At 43.4% G+C, this 15,236-nt stretch carries 21 protein-coding genes; 9 read left to right on the top strand and 12 right to left on the bottom strand.

Annotation, left to right across the window (positions count from 1 at the left end; genetic code table 11):
• Window positions 1–6 precede the first annotated feature (6 nt).
• Window positions 7–1,407, bottom strand: coding sequence for an MATE family efflux transporter (locus KTH90_RS21115; RefSeq protein WP_330656144.1), 1,401 nt, complete (start codon window positions 1,405–1,407; stop codon window positions 7–9).
• Window positions 1,408–1,600: 193 nt separating this feature from the next.
• On the opposite strand from KTH90_RS21115, the gene KTH90_RS21110 reads away from it, so the two are divergent.
• A complete protein-coding gene (locus KTH90_RS21110) occupies window positions 1,601–1,948 on the top strand; it encodes an MGMT family protein (RefSeq protein ID WP_158353078.1) in 348 nt (115 codons plus the stop codon).
• A gap of 232 nt (window positions 1,949–2,180) precedes the next feature.
• Here the strand turns inward: KTH90_RS21110 and KTH90_RS21105 are convergent, their stop codons facing one another.
• A complete protein-coding gene (locus KTH90_RS21105) occupies window positions 2,181–2,549 on the bottom strand; it encodes a helix-turn-helix domain-containing protein (RefSeq protein WP_238727438.1) in 369 nt (122 codons plus the stop codon).
• A 173-nt stretch (window positions 2,550–2,722) separates the two neighbouring features.
• Here KTH90_RS21105 and KTH90_RS21100 point away from each other — a divergent pair, with 173 nt between their 5' ends.
• Window positions 2,723–3,004 carry a hypothetical protein gene (locus KTH90_RS21100; protein WP_158353082.1) on the top strand — a complete coding sequence of 94 codons (282 nt, stop codon included), beginning with the start codon at window positions 2,723–2,725 and terminating at the stop codon, window positions 3,002–3,004.
• Between the two features lie 81 nt (window positions 3,005–3,085).
• Here the strand turns inward: KTH90_RS21100 and KTH90_RS21095 are convergent, their stop codons facing one another.
• Window positions 3,086–3,385 carry a hypothetical protein gene (locus KTH90_RS21095; RefSeq protein ID WP_158353084.1) on the bottom strand — a complete coding sequence of 100 codons (300 nt, stop codon included), beginning with the start codon at window positions 3,383–3,385 and terminating at the stop codon, window positions 3,086–3,088.
• 204 nt (window positions 3,386–3,589) lie between these two features.
• Window positions 3,590–4,210 carry a recombinase family protein gene (locus KTH90_RS21090; protein WP_158353088.1) on the bottom strand — a complete coding sequence of 207 codons (621 nt, stop codon included), beginning with the start codon at window positions 4,208–4,210 and terminating at the stop codon, window positions 3,590–3,592.
• 213 nt (window positions 4,211–4,423) lie between these two features.
• Here KTH90_RS21090 and KTH90_RS21085 point away from each other — a divergent pair, with 213 nt between their 5' ends.
• Entirely contained in the window at window positions 4,424–4,951 is a 528-nt protein-coding gene (locus KTH90_RS21085) for a hypothetical protein (RefSeq protein ID WP_158353090.1), read from the top strand.
• A 143-nt stretch (window positions 4,952–5,094) separates the two neighbouring features.
• Here KTH90_RS21085 and KTH90_RS21080 read toward each other — a convergent pair whose 3' ends face one another.
• Window positions 5,095–5,892, bottom strand: a complete 798-nt coding sequence (locus KTH90_RS21080) for a MerR family transcriptional regulator (RefSeq protein WP_158353092.1) — start codon at window positions 5,890–5,892, stop codon at window positions 5,095–5,097.
• A gap of 189 nt (window positions 5,893–6,081) precedes the next feature.
• On the opposite strand from KTH90_RS21080, the gene KTH90_RS21075 reads away from it, so the two are divergent.
• From KTH90_RS21075 to recA, 3 genes are all read left to right on the top strand, one after another.
• Entirely contained in the window at window positions 6,082–6,831 is a 750-nt protein-coding gene (locus KTH90_RS21075) for a nucleoside/nucleotide kinase family protein (protein ID WP_158353094.1), read from the top strand.
• The gene (locus tag KTH90_RS21070) at window positions 6,828–7,175 is read left to right on the top strand and encodes a hypothetical protein (protein WP_158353096.1); all 348 of its coding nucleotides are present in this window, start codon (window positions 6,828–6,830) and stop codon (window positions 7,173–7,175) included. The genes KTH90_RS21075 and KTH90_RS21070 overlap by 4 nt, the downstream gene beginning before the upstream one ends.
• Window positions 7,176–7,650: 475 nt before the next feature.
• On the top strand, window positions 7,651–8,658 hold the full coding sequence (gene recA, locus KTH90_RS21065; protein WP_158353318.1) for a recombinase RecA: 1,008 nt from the start codon (window positions 7,651–7,653) through the stop codon (window positions 8,656–8,658).
• A 14-nt stretch (window positions 8,659–8,672) separates the two neighbouring features.
• Here recA and KTH90_RS21060 read toward each other — a convergent pair whose 3' ends face one another.
• Both KTH90_RS21060 and KTH90_RS25530 read right to left on the bottom strand, forming a co-directional pair.
• Window positions 8,673–8,840, bottom strand: coding sequence for a hypothetical protein (locus KTH90_RS21060; RefSeq protein ID WP_238727437.1), 168 nt, complete (start codon window positions 8,838–8,840; stop codon window positions 8,673–8,675).
• Between the two features lie 31 nt (window positions 8,841–8,871).
• Window positions 8,872–9,063, bottom strand: a complete 192-nt coding sequence (locus KTH90_RS25530; RefSeq protein ID WP_408626303.1) for a helix-turn-helix transcriptional regulator — start codon at window positions 9,061–9,063, stop codon at window positions 8,872–8,874.
• A gap of 317 nt (window positions 9,064–9,380) precedes the next feature.
• On the opposite strand from KTH90_RS25530, the gene KTH90_RS21055 reads away from it, so the two are divergent.
• A complete protein-coding gene (locus KTH90_RS21055; protein WP_158353098.1) occupies window positions 9,381–9,599 on the top strand; it encodes a helix-turn-helix transcriptional regulator in 219 nt (72 codons plus the stop codon).
• An 81-nt stretch (window positions 9,600–9,680) separates the two neighbouring features.
• On the opposite strand, the gene KTH90_RS21050 is transcribed toward KTH90_RS21055, so the two are convergent.
• Together KTH90_RS21050 and KTH90_RS25365 are read right to left on the bottom strand one after the other, a co-directional pair.
• Complete coding sequence (locus KTH90_RS21050) at window positions 9,681–9,818, bottom strand: hypothetical protein (RefSeq protein WP_238726077.1); 138 nt, start codon at window positions 9,816–9,818, stop codon at window positions 9,681–9,683.
• Window positions 9,819–9,933: 115 nt separating this feature from the next.
• Window positions 9,934–10,182 (bottom strand): helix-turn-helix domain-containing protein, encoded by a 249-nt coding sequence (locus KTH90_RS25365; RefSeq protein ID WP_238726076.1) that lies wholly within the window; start codon window positions 10,180–10,182, stop codon window positions 9,934–9,936.
• A gap of 125 nt (window positions 10,183–10,307) precedes the next feature.
• On the opposite strand from KTH90_RS25365, the gene KTH90_RS21040 reads away from it, so the two are divergent.
• Together KTH90_RS21040 and KTH90_RS21035 are read left to right on the top strand one after the other, a co-directional pair.
• The gene (locus KTH90_RS21040; RefSeq protein WP_158353102.1) at window positions 10,308–10,568 is read left to right on the top strand and encodes a hypothetical protein; all 261 of its coding nucleotides are present in this window, start codon (window positions 10,308–10,310) and stop codon (window positions 10,566–10,568) included.
• Window positions 10,569–10,811: 243 nt separating this feature from the next.
• Complete coding sequence (locus KTH90_RS21035; RefSeq protein WP_158353103.1) at window positions 10,812–11,729, top strand: tyrosine-type recombinase/integrase; 918 nt, start codon at window positions 10,812–10,814, stop codon at window positions 11,727–11,729.
• 758 nt (window positions 11,730–12,487) lie between these two features.
• Here the strand turns inward: KTH90_RS21035 and KTH90_RS21030 are convergent.
• From KTH90_RS21030 to KTH90_RS21020, 3 genes are all read right to left on the bottom strand, one after another.
• Window positions 12,488–13,435, bottom strand: a complete 948-nt coding sequence (locus KTH90_RS21030) for a hypothetical protein (RefSeq protein WP_158353105.1) — start codon at window positions 13,433–13,435, stop codon at window positions 12,488–12,490.
• Between the two features lie 179 nt (window positions 13,436–13,614).
• The gene (locus KTH90_RS21025) at window positions 13,615–14,640 is read right to left on the bottom strand and encodes a GH25 family lysozyme (protein ID WP_238727436.1); all 1,026 of its coding nucleotides are present in this window, start codon (window positions 14,638–14,640) and stop codon (window positions 13,615–13,617) included.
• Entirely contained in the window at window positions 14,633–15,049 is a 417-nt protein-coding gene (locus KTH90_RS21020; RefSeq protein ID WP_158353109.1) for a phage holin family protein, read from the bottom strand. The genes KTH90_RS21025 and KTH90_RS21020 overlap by 8 nt, the downstream gene beginning before the upstream one ends.
• Between the last annotated feature and the right edge of the window lie 187 nt (window positions 15,050–15,236).

The following is a 15,236-nucleotide window of genomic DNA, read 5'->3' as shown; positions in this document are numbered from 1 at the left end:
ATTGGCTCATGCTGTTCCCTCCTGCGCTTCCACCTGTGCGTTTAGTTCCCGGAAAAATGGAACCAGGAAGAAAAAGCAGGCGGCAAACGTAAACAGGTCTGCCAACGGCTGGGTCAGCTGGACGCCGTAAAGCCCGATCACCGGAGGCAGCAACAGAATCAGCGGCAGGAAGAAGATCCCCTGCCGGGCGGCGGAAAGCAGCGTAGCCCATAGGGATTTACCGATCACCTGGAACGTCATATTGCTGATCACCCCCAGCGGAAACAGAGGCAGCACCAGGCACTGGGCCCGGACCGCATACGCGCCGATCGCGATCACCTGTGCGTCTTCCTTCCGAAAAAGTGCCATCAGAGACGGCGCGGTTATCCATCCCACCACCGCCAGAATACTCATCAGCACAATCCCTGTTTTCAGCGAGAAGAAAAACGCTTCCTTCACTCTCCGGTAATTCTTAGCCCCGTAATTAAAGCCGGCCACCGGCTGGAAGCCCTGACCAAATCCGATCATAGCGGCCAGAACCAGCATGAAAATCCTCCCTACTATAGACATCGCCGCTACCGCCGGATCTCCATAGGCAGCCGCCTGAATATTCAGGACCGCCGTGGCGATACTGGCCAGACCCTGGCGGCAAAAGGAAGCGAACCCGGTAGTCACGATATCCACGTAGGTCGACCCTTTACGGGATATATTCCGGATGTGCAGACGCACCGTGCTTTTTTTGGTAAGGAAACAGGCCAGCAGGATGAAAAAGCTCACACACTGGCTTAGAACCGTGGCAATGGCTGCTCCGGATATCCCAAGCCCCATGCCAAATATAAAAATAGGATCCAGAATGATATTCAGGATTCCGCCCAAAGAAATTCCCACCATGGACAACGTGGCTTTTCCCTCCGAACGCAGAACGTTATTTAATACGAAGGAACCACCCATCACAGGCGCTCCCAGCAAAATATATTTTGCATAATCACTGGCGTAAGGCAGGATTGTCGGCGTAGACCCCAGCAGCCTCATGAGCGGCTTTAGAAAGATCAATCCAAGTACCGTAACAACTAGACCGAACACCAGCGCCATAAAGAAACCGGTGGACCCCACCTGATCCGCCTCTTCTTTTTTCTTCTGCCCCAGCAGTCTGGATATCAGGCTTCCCGAACCGATACCGAGCATAAAACCCACTGCCTGAATCAGGGCCATAAGCGAAAACACGATGCCGACTGCTCCCGCCGCACTGGTACCCAGCTGAGATACAAAAAACGTATCCGCCATATTATAAACGGCAGTCACCATCATACTGATAATCGTCGGAACCGCCAATGTCGTGATCAGCTTGTGAATAGGCGTCTGTGTCATTCTTCTATACTGCTTTTGTTCCTCCGTCTCCTCCTCATAATCCATGGGTACGTCTCTCAATTCCCCTCACCCTTTCCATACTCACTTTTTGCGTTTTTATTTCTCTGAACCCGCAAAAAGGACTGCATATATTTATCATAACCGATTCACCGGCTACTTACAATCTGTCCGGTTGTAGTTCTTTTTAAAATGTGTATAATAAAAAGCAGAGAAACATCAGAATACAGCTGTCTGATTTCAGGAGGTAACAGCTATGGCATCCGAACTGACCAAACATATTTATCAAATTGTACAGGACATCCCATACGGCAAAGTGGCCACGTATGGTCAGATCGCCCGTCTGGCCGGGAATCCCCGTGCTGCCCGGGCCGTCGGCTTCGCTATGCGCAACGTTCCTGATGGTCTGTGTCTCCCCTGCCACCGGGTAATCTTTCAGGACGGTTCCCTATGTACCGGCTTTGCCTTTGGAGATCCTCAGATTCAATATCAGATGTTGAAAAAGGAGGGTATCACCTTCGATGCCCAGGGCCGTGTAAGGCTCGACCGTCACCGTTATATCCCGGGTCAGCGTGATCTCCCGGTTGAATGTCCGATTCAATAAAAGCCGCTTTCTTTTGAAAAAGAGTTTCGCAAGCGAAACTCTCCGCCTGCGGCGGGCCGCGTAAGCGGCATCTTCCTTTCCGCCGCTGTGCGATCCCCCGGAGGATTTTCATTTTATAGGAGCACTTTCCTATGAAATGAAATAAAAACTGCGCCTGTCCTCAGCGCAGTCCACTATTTCTTATCGCTATGAGCACGTAAGCGGCTGTCTCTTTCGCCTCTTACGTGCGATACTATATTTTATCTTTTAAAAATTCAATCGTTTCACAGATTATTTTCTTTTGCGCCATGCTAAAGTATTTCATCATTCTCAACAACTGCCTGTCATAAAAATCCAGTTCCTTCAGCTCTTCTTTTTCATTGTCTGTTTCCTCGTCTCCGACTCCCATAATCTGACTCATCGGAACGCCAAAATAACTTCTGATCGCATACAGTATATTTGAACTTGGATATTTTCTTCCGGTTTCTATGGAACTCATATAACTGGAGCTAATCCCAATCGCTTCGGCCAGTTTTTCCTGGGTCAAACCATGTTCCAAACGTATTCTCTGAATATTTGCACCAACATTTTTCCTGTCTTCCAGATCAACTTTAGCACTCATAGAATCAGCTCCTTTCTTTTCCATATTGTATATTCTATTTTTTTACTTTATAATTAAAAATAGGTGTAGTTTGTACTATCCCTATTTTTAAAGTTTTAATACTATCGTTATAGTTTCTTTTATTTATTCCTTGTAGTTACTTTATATGATTGGAGAGATATGGAGGTGAGAAATTGGATAATGGCCACGACATGAATCCATTACAGTCAGATTTATCGGAAGATTATATCAATTCTATAATACAGCGCGGAAATAAAATCCGACAGGTAATGGGTACCTATTGGATGTTGGATTATGAGATGCTGACCTATATCTTTGGGGAGTACAGAGGAGATCCCTGGCGGCAGGCTGAAATTTTGGAGCTGATATATGAGAAAATAGATAGGGCGCTTTTGGAGAGAGAAACAGACGAGGAACAGAACTTTCTAAAGACGCTGTATTGCTTTGATTTTTAAATTGAATATTACTTTTCCGCTAAAAATGAAATTGAATTCAGAAATAAATACGGTCAGATAATAGAATACGGAGATTTTGATTTAGGAACCAAAATCTCCGTTTGTATGATTCTTCACGAACAGATACTGCTGCGCCTCCTGCACGTTGGTAAATGACAAGGAGCGTCTGGTTATATAACTTACCGCTTCATTCCACTGCTGTACACCGAAACTATCCTTTGTGATCTGGCTGATCTCTTCTGGCAGTTGTCCCTTCAGATATAAAGAATGCAGATCTGACAGATAGTCACAGTGCGCCTCCCTGGCTATAAGATCCAACAGACTCTCGCTGCGCTCAGAAGCAGAACCCGGACCGGGCTGCACATCATTGGTCTTTTTCATTTGTATCCTCCTGCTTTCTATATAGACTGCTAAGCAGCACACTGACATAAAGTACACCATTTGTCAGTTACATGATTGCTATGATTCTGAATCAGAGGTTTCGAAAATAAATAAAATTTTACATACATTTTAGCATTTTGAAATGGAATTGTCTAGACTAACAGTCTTTGATTCCGCAAAATATGCACTGACATAAAGTGTACTTTATGTCTGGTCGCAAATCCCCCCCGTTTCTGTTATCTTAATTCTTCTGAAAAATGTCCGTTCGCAGATTCCCAGCAGATCCGCCGCCTGTTTTGAGGTCAGTTCTTTTTCACGCCACCGGCCAGCAATCATTTCAAAATTCATCGGAAGCTCCTTCGGCGGCCTGCCAAACCGTACCCCTCTTTTTCTCGCGACTTCAATCCCCTCCGCCTGACGCTGCCTGATATTTTCCCGTTCGCTCTGCGCCACGAAGGACAGAAGCTGGAGAACAATATCACTGATCAGGGTCCCGATCAGGTCCTTACCCTGTCTGGTATCCAGAAGGGGCATATCCATAACAACAATATCCACCTGTTTCTCTCTCGTCAAAAACCTCCACTGTTCGATGATTTCCTGATAGTCCCTTCCCAATCGGTCGATACTTTTCACCACCAGCACATCCTTGGCCTGAAGTTTTTTTAACAGTCTCTGGTACTCGGGCCTGTTAAAATCTTTTCCACTCTGTTTATCCACCAGAATTGCTGATCTGGGAATCCCATAGTGAATCAGAGCCTCCAGCTGTCGGTCCGCATGCTGATCCTTTGCGGAAACCCGTGCATAACCATAAGTTTTTTCTGTCATAAATACCTCCTTGTGTGTCAATATCCCTTATGCAGTAGTTACCATATCATTATGCACATTTTTCCTGCCTTCTTTCAAAGGTTTCCTGAAAATCATTTGACGTTTTGATAATTTTCACTAAAACAGTGAAAACGATAGAAATCGGATGCTTCTTATCCTTTTTTTTGTTATAATCGAATACAAATATGGATACTCATAAGAAAAGAGGGACCTATGAAAAAACCAGGACAGGTATCATTGTATAATGTGATCTTTCCCGTATGGATGCTGTGGCTTTTCCCATTGACCTGGCTGTATATATTACCTGCCAATTTTATCATTGATTCCGCGGTATTACTGCTGACAATCAAATTTCTGAATATGGGGGAATGGAAACCGATATATAAAAGAAGTGTTGTGAAAATATGGATCTTTGGATTTCTCGCAGATATTGTCGGTGCTATTATGATGCTGGCCGTTGTGCTTATTGATTCCCTTCTGGTATCCGAAAGCCCTGTGGGACAATGGTGGTATAGGAATATGACGAATACCGTGACTTACAATCCGTTTTCTAATATTTATGCCTTTCTTTGGACCACTGTTTGTGTGACCGCGGCGGCGTTATTGATTTATTTATTTCATGTAAAAATCAGCTTTCGCAAGCTGCCGATCGAGCAGGCTTTGAAGCGGAAACTGGCTCTTTCGTTGGCTGTGTTTACCGCTCCTTATCTTTTTTACCTGCCGACCTTTTGGTTTTATTAAGTTACCTGCGAAGAAAGTATTGCTGGCTGCTGGAGCCCAACGGCAGTTCTTTCCTCCGACGTTTTTCTATGCTTCGGGGGGTGGGCCGGGACCGGGCTTCAGTCCGTTATGTCCTGCCCGGCGTCCTATATCCGGGAGGCCGCTTAGATTTTCACAATCGGAAATAGAATTCCTGTTTCCAGCTCTTCCGGGGTCCGCGCCGTCTTTTCGTCTTTCAGATACCGCTCAATGGTAGGGCCTGCCATCCGGTATTCCGGATGTTCCTGAAGCCACCGGCAGATCGCGCCGTAAGCATCCTGTACCTCCTTAAGCGGCCCGGTGTGGGTCGTTGCCGCGCAGATGCAGGCGGGCATGGTTTTCACGTCCGGATGATCCGAATTTACCTGCATCTGGATCTCCACCTCCGTATTCTCATGGCTGAATTCTTCATCCAGATAAACCATCTGGAGAGGTCCCGCCTGCTTCAGCCCTCTTTGTTCCGCTTCTTTTTTCATTTCCTGAATAAGCGCATGAATCTCCTGCCCTTTCATCGATATATTTCTCCTGAGTCCGAACACCTTCTGTGCCGGATTTTCCATAATGATGACATGATATTCTCTTAGCATTTCTGTTCCCTCCATGAACCGTATTTCGTTTTCCATACGGCGAAGGTTCCGCTGCAAATCCCGTATCTGAACGTCCAGCCGGTCTCTCTGAACATGAAGCCAGTGCAGTTGTTCTTCCGGCAGCAGCCTGCACAGATCACTGATCTGCGCCAGGGTAAAGCCATAGCATTTCCAGGTCTCAATCTGTTTCAGCGTATTCAGCTGAGATGCCTCGTAATAACGGTATCCGTTCTCTTCACCCACATTGGCTGGGCTTAGCAGTCCGATACGGTCATAGTGCCGCAGCATTCTGGCAGATACCCGGCTTAACTTGGAAAATTCACCGATGGTAAACATAGTTTTCAGTCTCCTTTTATAACATTCAGAACCGGTTCTGAAATCATCTTACACCTTCGCATTGTGTCAAGGTCAAGAGGATTATCTCTTTTTAGACAAATTGACAATATCCGCGGGACGTATTAAACTGAAAATAAATGCTTATCTCAGGCATAATACTGCCGCAGACGGCGGCTGGAGGAGGTCTCTATGGAGATAACCCTTACAATCAATGGCTTTCCGGTAACTGCTGCTTTTCCCGATTCAGACATCCGCCTCATCTGGCTTCCACTTCTACAGACTCTCGATCAGCTATATCTTACTAAGAAGAAGCGTATTGTAGTATTTCTGGCAGGACCTCCTGCGGCCGGCAAGTCGACTGCTGCCAGTTTTCTGGAATATCTGTCCCTGAATATGCCGGGCCTTGAACCTGTTCAGGCGCTCTGCATGGATGGTTTTCATTTTCCCCACAAATATTTATTATCACATACACTGTTCCGAAATAACCAGACCGTATCCATGGCAAGCGTAAAAGGCTGTCCCCAGACCTATGACACCGATGGGTTCAAACAGCATCTGTGTATGCTGAAGGAGTCCAAATGCCGCTGGCCGGTTTACGACCGCACGCTTCACGACGTCATTGAGGATCAGCTGGAAGTAGAGTGCAATATCGTGGTGATAGATGGGAATTGGCTGCTTCTGCCGTTCGAACCATGGTGTTCTATTGCCGATGAGTTCTGCGATTATTCTATTTTCTTTTCTACAGAGGAACAGCTTTTGAAGGAGCGTCTCGTTCAGCGGAAAATTTCCGGCGGCCTGACGCCAACAGCTGCCGCGGATTTTTATCGGGAGAGCGACGGACCGAATGTCAGGCTGGCTTTGGCAGGACATCGGAAGGCCGATCTGGAAGTGCTTTGGGATCCGTCGGCAAACAGCGCGAAACAGGAGCTAATAAAATGAAAACATGGAAACTCGTGTCGGGAATCGTATCTATTGTGCTGTGTATTTTTGTATCATTCCAGTCGTGTGCAGCGGGTCTTGGCAATGCTTTGTCCGCAAATGGGGAAGTGAGTGGATCTGCAGGAATTATTGTATCCATTATGCTGCTGGCTGCCGGTATCGTATCCATCGCTTCCAGAAAGGGGGGAAAGGGCGGAAGTATTGCTTTAATCGTATTATACGGGATTGGTGCATTATGCGGCTATACTATGGCAGGCAGTTACTCTGATCTGATTATCTGGGCTTCCTGGTGTCTGATTTGTGCTGTTCTGGCCATCGTTTCTCTGGTAAAAAGCAATAAATAACTACTCAAAAGTCATATTACGGATATGCTTCCGTGAATAATTTGTATTATTTTCGTGAGCATCCTGTCTATGGCTTTTTTTAGATATATACAGGTAAGCGTATTGATATTAAAAAATTACTTTGAATTAAAAAATTTGTAATGCAACATGAAAAAAAGAACCCTAGTAAACACTAGGGTTTTACAATGGAGACAACGGGGCTCGAACCCGTGGAACAACTTACATACAAACCCGCATATTTACGTACATTGGCTCTGTAAGCTTATTTATGACGTTTGTATTTTTCTGTAAAGTATATTTTCTTTCCATAAATGATGTCATTTTTCCACGTGATGCAACACGAAATGCAACACGATATTACGATCTCGCGAAATTACTTTTCAAACACATGTTCGATTTTTCCATTGACTCTGCATTCGTATGGTGTTATTATGTTTTTGCAAACAAATGTTCGATTTTTATGGAGGTATAGATGATGGGAGTAGAAGAAAAACTAAAAGCGATTGAGGATGCAATAGCAAAGATTGAAAAAGATTGTGGAAAAGGTGCGATCATGAAGCTGGGAGAAACATCTACCATGACGGTCGAGTCAATCACAACGGGTTCCCTCGGTCTTGATATCGCTCTGGGTATTGGCGGAATACCGCGCGGGCGGATCATAGAAGTATACGGCCCGGAGTCCAGCGGCAAAACTACTATCGCATTACATATGATAGCAGAAGCACAAAAGGCCGGCGGATTGGCGGCTTTTATTGACGCTGAACATGCCCTTGATCCTGTGTATGCAAAGAATATCGGAGTCGATATCGATAACTTATATGTCTCTCAACCAGATAATGGGGAGCAAGCACTCGAGATTGCTGACATGCTCGTCCGCTCCGGTGCCGTTGATATTATTATCGTAGACTCAGTAGCCGCACTGGTTCCCAGAGCGGAGATCGACGGTGACATGGGGGATTCCCACGTAGGACTGCAGGCGAGGCTGATGTCCCAGGCGCTGCGGAAACTGACCGCAAATATAAGCCGAGCGAATTGTAGCATAGTTTTTATTAATCAGCTAAGGGAAAAAATTGGAATCGCATACGGCCCATCTGAGACCACTACCGGAGGGCGCGCCTTGAAATTCTATTCTTCCGTCCGTCTGGACGTGAGAAGGATTGAGACACTTAAGCAGAGCGGGGAAATGATCGGAAACCGTGTCCGGATCAAAGTGGTGAAGAATAAAATTGCTCCGCCGTTTAAAGAGACAGAGCTTGAGATCCTGTATGGGAGAGGGATCAACCGTACCGGTGAATTGATCGATATTGCAGCGGATAATAATGTCATAAAAAAGAGCGGATCGTGGTACTCGTATGGGGAAGTTGTGATCGGCCAGGGCCGGGATAATGGGATTACTTTTTTAGGAGAGCATCCAGAGATAGCAAATGAGGTTGAAAAAAATCTTAATGGACTATTACATAAAGATAAAAGGGGCTGCGCTTAACAGCCCCCAACTATTTATGTATCACTCAAATCTCTTTTTCTTTTTATGACTCTATCACATATCTGGCGTATTTGACGCACTTCATCAATCGTTGCATACAATAGCATTGATTCAGATATAATCACCTGCTCTTCTGTAATTTTTACCAAATAAGGCATTATGATTTTCTTGTGTTTTTTCATACTCCCATCCCTTCTGGCCCGGCAAGCCATATTATAATTGGAAGATATCTTCAACTGGTACGCGCAGGGCACGCGCCAGTTTGAGTGCGGTTTGCACGGATGTGTTTAGATGATTCCCATTTTCAATCGCATTTATAGTCGATCTACTCACCCGACTGTATAATGCTAATTGATTTTGCGACCATCCTTTAGCTGATCGTATCGTAGCTAATCTGTTTACCATCTCGTGCGCACTCCAAGTATCAAGATATAAAGTATGCGCATCCTTTATCATCTAAATACATGCTACCATATTTTGTGTCTCATAGGGTATCCGATTTTAGCGGTCAGGAAGAGACATTTTAAGGACAACGCTATCCTCCGATTCTGTTGTTTTGCTATAATAAATCAGGGATTATTTGTAATTATATTATAGACATTGCCAGCGCCTTCTGTGCTGGTAATTTTTTCCAATTATCCAAGAACATATGTTCTGAATTATTATTTAGCTTGCAATCGCACCAAAAAAGCTTCATAATGTAGCAATTAGGGGGCGAGCATATGAACATTGGGAAAAAACTGGCCGAATACCGGCATGCTGCCGGCCTAACGCAGCGGGAAGCCGCCGATCAGATCCATGTCTCAAGACAATGCCTGGGGAATTGGGAAACCGGACGCCGGGAGCCGCGGATCGGGGACGTGGTGCAGCTGTGCCGGGTGTATGGGATCGGGCTGGATCAACTGGTGGCGGAATTAAAAAAGGACCTTTTCGGGCCCTGAAATTTATGCTATGATAATAAAAACGGGGGAGCGGTGGCAAGCCCGCCCTCCCTTGTTTACCCTTTAGAGCCTTTGGCTCTTTTATTTTTCGTTGCTTTCCGCCTCTTTGATCACCTTTTCGATGATCTCTTTCGCTTTATCCGTATTGCCGGTCTCCATTAGAGCTTGTATAGAGTAGAGCAATGTAAGCAGTTCCAGTCTTGTCATAGCCTCCGTCATTGTTCCTCCTTTCCCCGGCTTGCCTCCGGCTATTAAGTTAATCTCTTAACTTAATATAAGTATACATTATATTCCATGTATTGTCAATATACTTTTACATGTTTTATCATGTATTTTACTCAACATATTTTAAAATGTTCCCTGGCTGCATATCCAGTAACTTGCATATCTGATTAAGAGGAACCGGGCCGACTGGCTTCCCTTCACGCAAATACTGTATCGCACTTTCGTTCAACAGTTTTTCCCGTCTTAGCCGGGTAGTCGTATATCCAGCCTCTTTTAGCGATTCCAAGACATCAATTTTATATTTCAACAAATCCTTCACCCCTTTCCTATTATTTATTGTACATGATTTTTCATTCATTGTCAATTACACGATTTTTAATTCATTTTGCACAACTTTTTACATGATATTTCATGCATTATGTCGATGGAAATTACATGAAATATCATGTATAATTGAACTATCAAATGAAGGAGGAAACGAAGATGAAAAAATTATACAATGAAAAGGAAATCACAATGGAAAACGTATTGGAATTACTGCAGGAGGTTGATACCACCGAGGGTCCGGATGACATGATGGAGGAAGAGAAAGAAATCATCCGGAAGGTTGCATCCCAGGACTATGAAGGATGCGAAGAAGATCTGGAATACCTCACAAACAGACTAGAAGAGGAAAAAAACAGTGCGAATTTGCAAGATGTGTACGATGTACTGTCTCAAGGCGATTGGTTTTACAATGATTAACACTCCTATACAAAAATGTAAAAAGACAAATAAGCCGTCTGGGCGGCTATAAAGAGTCCTCAAGCCCAGAGCGTCCGCCGGGAAACCGGCGGGGTGGATATTCAGATTTTAGTATATTGTTTAGCAAGTTTTGGCCCAGTTTAGCGCGAACCTGGCGTCGGTCAGCAAGTTTGACGGGTTTTTAGTGCGAAAGCCCGGAACCTAAAATCTGAATATCACTATTTTTTTTCAACGAGGTTGCTTATGATTTGCGTTAAATTTGTAAAAAAGAATGTTTATTTTCCAGATTTGGTAGACCATTGGTTTAGAAATCATTCATTGGAAATAACCGCCGGAAGCGCTCTTAATTACAGGAGCAAAGTGCGATATTTAAAAGAAAAATTCCCCATCAATGCGAAAAAAATCACAGTATTCATGCTGCAAGATATGGTTATAGAACTGATTGAAAAAAATTACACTCCTAATACCCTTTGGGTGTATAGGAAAATTTTACGCATGATATTTGCATTCGGATGTAAATATTATTATTTGCCAGAAAATCCTGTTGAATCGGTTGTCTTTCCAAAGCCCACATCCGCAGAACACGAACCGTTCTGCGCCGACGAAATAGAAAAAATACTGCTAGCAGAAACAAAAGATTGGATTAGAGATGCTATTATAATAGCGCTAAAAACGGGAATGCGAAAAGGGGAAATATTTGCCCTGAAATGGACAGACATCAATTTTGAAAAACGTGCGATTTATATAGGCAGGACTCAAGCACCAGATTTAAACGGAGGTGTTATATTGAAAAAACCAAAAACAAAATATTCCGAGCGTACAATTTTTGTCGATAGCAAATTAATCGATCATTTGTACAAGTTGAAAGAATTATCGAAATCAGAGTATATATTTTCAATGCCTGATGGATCTAATCGAGATCCGCATAACATGTCAGCCGAGTTTCGGAATGTATGTGAAAAGGCCGGAGTAAAGCCTCGATCATTTCATACTTTACGGCACACTCACACAACGATTCTGCTCGAGTCCGGGATATCAGATACTGCTATTGTCGACCGGCTCGGGTGGGGGTCGACTGCTATGTTGCAAACATATGGTCACGTCACACCCAAAATGAGGGTGGAAGTGGAAAAACTGTTTTATGATTTCCCTGGCCTTTGATGATATGATACCACCAAAGCAGATAAGGTAAATAACCAAAATCTACTTTGGGGGTATCATATCACGATGACCGGGGAGGGAATATCTCATATTGCAACATACTTGAGGTTCTACGGTAACTTGTCATATAATTTTGCACGATTTCTTATTTGTCTTGCACATTTATATCGTTATCTATTACATTAAATATCCTCTTTAATACCATAAAAAGATTCATCAATAATACAAATGTCAAATAATATATCATACAACTACTTATATTAGCAAACTGTTGAGAAAATAATTCAATAAAGCACATGAACAAAATCACAATACTAACCAAGATTTCAAACATTACAGAATAATATGTTTCCTTTAATAATTTTGTCGAAATACTTGCATCATTAGCATTATAAGTTTTATCCTGTTTTATTCTTTTTCTCATGTCCAGTATTAAAGTAAGCATAGTAAATAGCATAGAAGTCAATATAGAGATGATAATTGTTAAAATGTTTATAACCGTTTCGTCTAAAGGGCGTATCTGGACTAGTGCCAGTGCAATAATGCACGGAACTCCAAAATATAAAAATATAGATGTAAAAGAATACTTGCCATCCTTTTTTTTAAAACACTCAAAATGTTTTCTTATGATTGCCTTACAATTCAGGAATCTCTTTTTGAAAACCACGTGTCCCATTAGTAACATGATTATTGCTAAAACTAATAAACCGCATGGGGTTATTAAAAATTTTATCGCATTCTTTACCATCTCTTAGCCTCTATTCTATCAATCCACGTGCTTGCAAATAATCCTCTCCAATTTCTTTCATAACTCTACATAAGCTGTTAAAAACGGGAATACCATTTTCCGTATCAACTTCGCTTGTTACATCCTCATTTATAACAATCTTATCCAAACCTTTCATACTTATAGTTTTTACCCTTTTGCCAAATCCAAACTCCATCTTCAGGTCATCTATTTCAAAATCCTCAATCTCAATAATCTTATCAAAATCTCTTTCACCACGCATGCACTCCATAATATTTTCGTACTTATTCTTTATAAACCCTATTGGCTTTTTTATAACAATTTCTTGTGATGATTTTTTAGTGTTCCTATCTAAACCAAATCTATCTGCATCATCATCTGGAATATTGAATCTGATAAGACGTATTGATTTTAACACCCCTTGGGTAAGCAACCTTTCCATATATTGCCGAGGCACAACAGGATTCATCACTATACGCAGTTGACTATCTATTATTCTGATGTATTCATTTAATTTTTGCTTAATTATGCTAGTAATGCCATTTCTGCCTAATGATTGAATCAAAATAATACCTTCTGAATATTCACCACAGGGAACCATTATGCAACATCCGAAAGGTAATACATCTGCTTCGGTTGGACTTTTAGTATGTGTGGTTTTTCCTGTATTACTATTAACTATTTCAGATTCTTCACCATACTCCCCTGTTTTCACCCTAAGATATAAGATATCATAAATAGGCTGTTCAGCTGTATTAAATATAGTTTCCTTCATAACAATATTATGTGCAAATACATTTTCCAAAGACGTGTTCTTTTTGTATTCATCAACTAACGCACTTGCTACATCGTAAAAATAATCAATTAAGACCTTACCATAAATATCGTGCAATTCTAGATTTCGACTATCCTCGTTTCTAACATTGATACCGTAAGCTGTGACCCCTACAAGTTTCATTATTATCCCTCCGCAAATAAATATTTGTTTAAATGATATACCATAAATTGGCAGTTATCAACAAATATTGACCTTTATTTTTGCGATTGAATAAATATATTATAGAACATATGTTCTTTTTAATCAATTGACGAATTGCACAAACTTTCCCCGGCTATTTAAGCCGGGGATTTATGTGCTTATAACAGGCTCGTAATCGTGGCCGGACCGCAGATATAGTCCACCTTAAGTCCGTGCAGCTCCTGCCACAATCCTACAATCAGGCGGGTGTCGTTGCCAAATCGGCCATCCTCGGTCAGCAGGTGCCCAATCAAGGCGATGATTCGGTCTCCGATCAGCTCGTTAAGTCTGATCTGCAGCCAATTGACCAATACGCCCTCGGTCCCGACCGTATACCAACCGCCGGAATATGCCCCGGCCTTGAGCACGATCTTCCCAGCGACATAATCTGTTTTACCGCCCTTGAGTCCGTCCACCTCCAACGGCTTCCCGGAGGCGTCCCGGTATCCGTCGCAATTGGCGGAAAACTGGAAACTCTCAACGGTATCACTGTACTTAAGTCCGTGCGACGGGATCACCATGTCTGTGCTGCCAGATCCGGTGCCGGCGTAATCCCGGTATAGGATGTTGCAGTCCACATTGCCGCTGATCCCCGGTACTCGACCGCGGCTTGTATACTGCCATCCGGACATGTCTGTGATACTGGGTTTAAACCGCTCTTCGGCTCTTCCGTTGTTGGCCCCGTACCGGGCGATCCACCAGTCATCTGCATGGATCTGGCTGATAGGTAGCACATTTCGATACCAATCCAGATTGCAATAGACGCCGGTCCGGTACCCCGACACCCAGATCTCATTCATAAATTCGTTGGCTATGTCTGCCAAAACAACTGCTGGCAGCCCTCGCTGACACGTGTTCTCCATGTCAAACCAGATAGGCAACTCCATTGGTCTGCCAGCCAAGAGCGCAATCACCTGCCTGGCCTCCTTGATGGCCGCCTGGACAGATGTCGCATAGCTATACTTGTATCCTCCCCTTTTGATCTTGGCAGCCTGGCACCCGGCATAGTTGGCCTCAAACTGATAGTCCGTCTTGCCAGATCCCCGGGTCGTCCGAAGGATCGCAAACTGTACACCGCCCGCGGCTGCCTCCGGCCAGTTGATCTTGCCCTGGTTGTCACTGACATCAATACCAAATTTACTCATTATCATTATCCTCCTTGTTGTTCTTGTCTCGAAGCTGCAACAACGTATTTTTTAATTTATCGGGTATCGGCACAAATTCGGCCGCATTTTCAAGCAAGCTTAATGCCTCATTGCATACGTAAAACATGATCACAACCTCTCGCAGAGGGATCACATCACTTATAAGTCGCTGTATGATAAACGCGACCGCGATCACTATGAACATAACGATCTTTTTCAGCAGCCCCTTATATCCGATCTCGGATGATAGCTGCTTTTGGTAAACGCCTTTGATTACCCCGGTAACGTAATCGAGGACTGCCAACGCTACAATTGTGATTAACAATGCATCCCAGCCCCCTAGCCATTTAGCAATAAATCCACCGATAACCCCAAAAACAAAACTGATTGTATTAAATATTTTCTCCATCTTTTTTCCTCTCTTTCTTAAATTAAAACCGGCCCCCCGCAGGGACCGGCCGAAACTATATCATATTTTGTCTATCACCTTCTTTGCGTAAATCCAATCGTACGTTCGATAAATAATAATTTAGCGACCCATAAAACTTCGGGTGATCATGACAGTAGATATATTAAAAAATCAGGCAATGGTACGA

The organism is Diplocloster modestus (assembly GCF_019042245.1).
Taxonomy (GTDB): Bacteria; Bacillota; Clostridia; order Lachnospirales; family Lachnospiraceae; genus Diplocloster; species Diplocloster modestus.
Note: the sequence above shows the minus strand (reverse complement) of the source record. Positions and strands in the feature narration are given on the sequence as shown.

Excerpts from the sequence above, each read along its gene's own strand:
- KTH90_RS21110 (WP_158353078.1), top strand. The coding sequence starts at position 1,601 with ATGGCATCCGAACTGACCAAACATATTTATCAAATTGTACAGGACATC.
- KTH90_RS21105 (WP_238727438.1), bottom strand. The coding sequence starts at position 2,549 with ATGAGTGCTAAAGTTGATCTGGAAGACAGGAAAAATGTTGGTGCAAAT.
- KTH90_RS21095 (WP_158353084.1), bottom strand. The coding sequence starts at position 3,385 with ATGAAAAAGACCAATGATGTGCAGCCCGGTCCGGGTTCTGCTTCTGAG.
- KTH90_RS21090 (WP_158353088.1), bottom strand. The coding sequence starts at position 4,210 with ATGACAGAAAAAACTTATGGTTATGCACGGGTTTCCGCAAAGGATCAG.
- KTH90_RS21085 (WP_158353090.1), top strand. The coding sequence starts at position 4,424 with ATGAAAAAACCAGGACAGGTATCATTGTATAATGTGATCTTTCCCGTA.
- KTH90_RS21080 (WP_158353092.1), bottom strand. The coding sequence starts at position 5,892 with ATGTTTACCATCGGTGAATTTTCCAAGTTAAGCCGGGTATCTGCCAGA.
- KTH90_RS21075 (WP_158353094.1), top strand. The coding sequence starts at position 6,082 with ATGGAGATAACCCTTACAATCAATGGCTTTCCGGTAACTGCTGCTTTT.
- KTH90_RS21070 (WP_158353096.1), top strand. The coding sequence starts at position 6,828 with ATGAAAACATGGAAACTCGTGTCGGGAATCGTATCTATTGTGCTGTGT.
- recA (WP_158353318.1), top strand. The coding sequence starts at position 7,651 with ATGGGAGTAGAAGAAAAACTAAAAGCGATTGAGGATGCAATAGCAAAG.
- KTH90_RS21060 (WP_238727437.1), bottom strand. The coding sequence starts at position 8,840 with ATGAAAAAACACAAGAAAATCATAATGCCTTATTTGGTAAAAATTACA.
- KTH90_RS25530 (WP_408626303.1), bottom strand. The coding sequence starts at position 9,063 with ATGGTAAACAGATTAGCTACGATACGATCAGCTAAAGGATGGTCGCAA.
- KTH90_RS21055 (WP_158353098.1), top strand. The coding sequence starts at position 9,381 with ATGAACATTGGGAAAAAACTGGCCGAATACCGGCATGCTGCCGGCCTA.
- KTH90_RS21050 (WP_238726077.1), bottom strand. The coding sequence starts at position 9,818 with ATGACGGAGGCTATGACAAGACTGGAACTGCTTACATTGCTCTACTCT.
- KTH90_RS25365 (WP_238726076.1), bottom strand. The coding sequence starts at position 10,182 with ATGAATGAAAAATCATGTACAATAAATAATAGGAAAGGGGTGAAGGAT.
- KTH90_RS21040 (WP_158353102.1), top strand. The coding sequence starts at position 10,308 with ATGAAAAAATTATACAATGAAAAGGAAATCACAATGGAAAACGTATTG.
- KTH90_RS21035 (WP_158353103.1), top strand. The coding sequence starts at position 10,812 with ATGATTTGCGTTAAATTTGTAAAAAAGAATGTTTATTTTCCAGATTTG.
- KTH90_RS21030 (WP_158353105.1), bottom strand. The coding sequence starts at position 13,435 with ATGAAACTTGTAGGGGTCACAGCTTACGGTATCAATGTTAGAAACGAG.
- KTH90_RS21025 (WP_238727436.1), bottom strand. The coding sequence starts at position 14,640 with ATGAGTAAATTTGGTATTGATGTCAGTGACAACCAGGGCAAGATCAAC.
- KTH90_RS21020 (WP_158353109.1), bottom strand. The coding sequence starts at position 15,049 with ATGGAGAAAATATTTAATACAATCAGTTTTGTTTTTGGGGTTATCGGT.